The organism is Oleiphilus sp. HI0061, assembly GCF_001635675.1.
Genome location: NZ_LWFE01001186.1, coordinates 1 through 3,119 on the forward strand (window position 1 = coordinate 1; position 3,119 = coordinate 3,119).

4 protein-coding genes and 1 pseudogene are annotated in these 3,119 nt (G+C 45.4%); all 5 read right to left on the reverse strand.

From position 1 onward, the window contains the following. A partial coding sequence (gene gspI, locus A3735_RS18270; protein WP_068638435.1) for a type II secretion system minor pseudopilin GspI occupies window positions 1–350 on the reverse strand: 350 nt, incomplete at its 3' end. Continuing rightward, window positions 350–940: a type II secretion system minor pseudopilin GspH gene (gspH, locus tag A3735_RS18275; RefSeq protein WP_197485931.1), complete on the reverse strand. Its 591-nt coding sequence runs from the start codon at window positions 938–940 to the stop codon at window positions 350–352. The genes gspI and gspH, both read right to left, overlap by 1 nt. A gap of 70 nt (window positions 941–1,010) precedes the next feature. Then, window positions 1,011–1,448 (reverse strand): type II secretion system major pseudopilin GspG, encoded by a 438-nt coding sequence (gene gspG, locus A3735_RS18280; RefSeq protein WP_068511068.1) that lies wholly within the window; start codon window positions 1,446–1,448, stop codon window positions 1,011–1,013. An 82-nt stretch (window positions 1,449–1,530) separates the two neighbouring features. Then, window positions 1,531–2,742: a type II secretion system inner membrane protein GspF gene (gspF, locus tag A3735_RS18285; RefSeq protein WP_068511069.1), complete on the reverse strand. Its 1,212-nt coding sequence runs from the start codon at window positions 2,740–2,742 to the stop codon at window positions 1,531–1,533. 2 nt (window positions 2,743–2,744) lie between these two features. Continuing rightward, window positions 2,745–3,119: pseudogene (locus tag A3735_RS31125) on the reverse strand (type II secretion system protein GspE); the annotation flags it as partial.

Genomic DNA, 3,119 nt, shown 5'->3' on the forward strand with positions numbered 1-3,119 from the left:
TCGATAAGATAGACATCTACGTCGAGCTTGTTGATATCGGCATTTGCTGTTTTGCTAACCTTAGAAACCACCTGCCATTCTTGATTCGCAAACTCGATCTCTTCTTTATATTCTTTAATTGCAGGCAGTGATTTTGAAAGCTGAAGCTCTGTGATCTTATTTTCCGCAATCCAAGAAGCAACTATCTTATGCCTTACGTTAAAATATTGGCTAACGGTTGATGCCGTCACCTCTTGTTGAATCATGGCTACCGAGACGAAGACCAGCATAGCCATCATTACTTCTAAAAGTGTGAAGCCCGCATGCTTGGTTATCTTAGAAAGATTACGTTGCCTGATAGACCTATGCATTAGCCTGCATCCTCATCCTGTTGCAGGAAGGGTACAACAATCTCACCTTGCTCATCAGTCTTGATTTCGATCCGGCTATCGCTGTCGCCCATGAGTTGAACACCAATAACAAACTGANCAACTTCACCACTGGATAGCAGCATAAAACTAGGTTTTTTTGAGGATTCTTCAATTTCCAGAGTGTCAGTGTTGCCGATATACTCGCCTGATACAGAGGTGCCGAGGATTTCGCGCCCTTTCCCTTCCCGCTGAAAGTCTAATGTTAACCACTCGGGCAAACTTCGGGGTCGTAAGGCTTGCTTAGTAGAGCTTTCCCACTTTGAAGCTTCTTCGTCCCAAACCAGAAATTCGTAGCCTTCATCCTCAATCAATACGCCAATTTCTTCATTGGAGTAAATAGCCTCATCGGCAGCAAGACGAAGCAAGGCTTGCATACGAGTTACCTCGTTGATCATTTCGCGCGTCTGATTACCACCGCCAACCGTCATTAAGGCGAGAGACGAGATTAAACCAAGCAAAACCAGAACAACCAGCAACTCAATCAAAGTAAAACCACGACCGCTAACGGTTGAGGTTTTAGACCCGATCACTGGCCTAACCCTAGCGAACATTCCCTTAAGGGGAAGCATATAATGTTTACTCTTCCATCACGCCGTCTGATTAATTCATATCGTGATTGCTGATATCTTCACCACCATCTGTACCACCTTCACGCCCATCGGGACCAAAAGAGTACAAATCATAAGGGCCTTCAGAACCTGGGCTGACATATTGATACTCATTCTTCCATGGGTCGATTGGAACATTTGGAAGGTAACCATCCTTGCTCCAGTTTTTTGCTTCTGGTGAACCGGAAGGTTTATTAACTAGTGCCTCCAAACCTTGTTCCGTACTTGGGTAAGAGAAGTTATCTAGCTTATACATATCTAAAGCATTACCAATATTACGGATCTGGGTTTTAGCGACGCCAATTCTGGCTTCTTCGCCTCGGCCAAGAATATTGGGTGCCACAACCGCCACTAAAAGACCTAGGATCACCATGACCACCATTATCTCGATTAGCGTGAAACCGGATTGCTTAACATGTGAACGTTTCATCTTACTTCCTTATCTAAGTAGGTATTTATAATTTCTTGTGATAACTGCACAACCAAAGTGGCCGACGATTTTATACCAAAATCTATGCAACCAAATTACTCATATTCAATATAGGCAACATAATCGCCAAGACAATGACCAAAACCACGCCGCCCATAAAGAGCAACATGAGCGGTTCAAACAAACCAACGATTGTTTCGATTAGTCCTTGCAGATCGCTTTCCTGATGCCGTGCTGTTCTTTCAAGCATTTCATCCAACTCGCCACTAGACTCGCCGCTGGCGATCATATGAATCATCATTGGTGGAAAGTAGCCTGTTTGCTCAAGAGAATTGTGCAAGTTTGCACCTTCACTCACTTTCTGCGCTGCTTCAGCTAAGGATGCTTTGAGGCAATCGTTTGTTAAGACCTCGGAAGATATGCGCATCGCATCAACTAAAGGCACGCCGCTACTATTAAGGATACTAAGCGTACTAGCAAATTGAGAGGTATTGGAGCCCCTCGAAATCTTTTGAATAAATGGCATACCTAACAAGCGCTTATGATACGCAAAGCGGAAGCCATCTTTCTTTAGCATGACCTTAAAGCCCATACCGGCCAAGATAAGGATAATGAGTATCAGCAAACCCCAGTCACCCAAGAAATCGCTCACGGCTAAAAGGCCCTGAGTCAGTGATGGTAGGTCTTGTCCGTTGTTAACGAACACCTCAATGATATCTGGCACAACATAGGTCAATAGAAATACAACGATTGAAACAGCAACGAAGCAAAGTATTACAGGGTATATCGCAGCCAGCTGTATCTTTTGGCGTGCTTGTTGACGTGCTTCGGTATAATCGGCCAGCCGGTTAAGCACCAGGTCAAGGTGACCGGCATGCTCGCCTGCAGCAACCGTAGAGCGATAAAGATTAGGGAAAGCAGCCGGGAATTCAGCAAGGCTATCGGCAAGCGTATAACCTTCTAGTACTTTTGCTCTAACCGCCAGCAACATACTACGAACGTTTGTTTTCTCGCTTTGACTAGCCACCGCACTAAGCGTCTCTTCAATAGGAATACCTGACTGAATCAACGTAGCGATCTGACGGGTAAGTAACGACAGCTCTTTGACACTCAACCTACGCCTTGAGGAACCGCCACCGCTATTGCTCTTTTTCTCAGAACTTTGTTCAACTTCAAGCGGAGCTAAACCTTTTTCGCGCAGTTGCTGTCGAACCTGCCGAGCGCTGTCCGCCTCTATTACACCTTTTTTTTGCTTGCCCTTTTGGTCAAGCGCCTTGTACTCAAATGCAGCCATGACTATCCCCGATGGGTCACCCTTACCACTTCTTCAATCGTGGTAACGCCAGCCAACACCTTCTGAATACCATCATCATGTATGCTTGGACCACACTTACGTGCATAAGTTTCAAGCTCTAGCTCACCGGCTTTGCTATGAATAAGCTCACGCATCTGTTCATCTATTTGCACAAGTTCGTAGATACCAATACGGCCCTTATAACCAAGATGATTACACTCTGGGCAACCTTTTGCTTTGTAGATAGGAGGTTTCGATTGGCCAGGCCCGTGCTCTATATGCAGAAATTCGCATTCGCTGTCATCAGGCTCGTAGGGTTGACGACAGGAGGTACACAGAACACGAACCAAGCGCTGTGCCATAATACCAACAAGGCT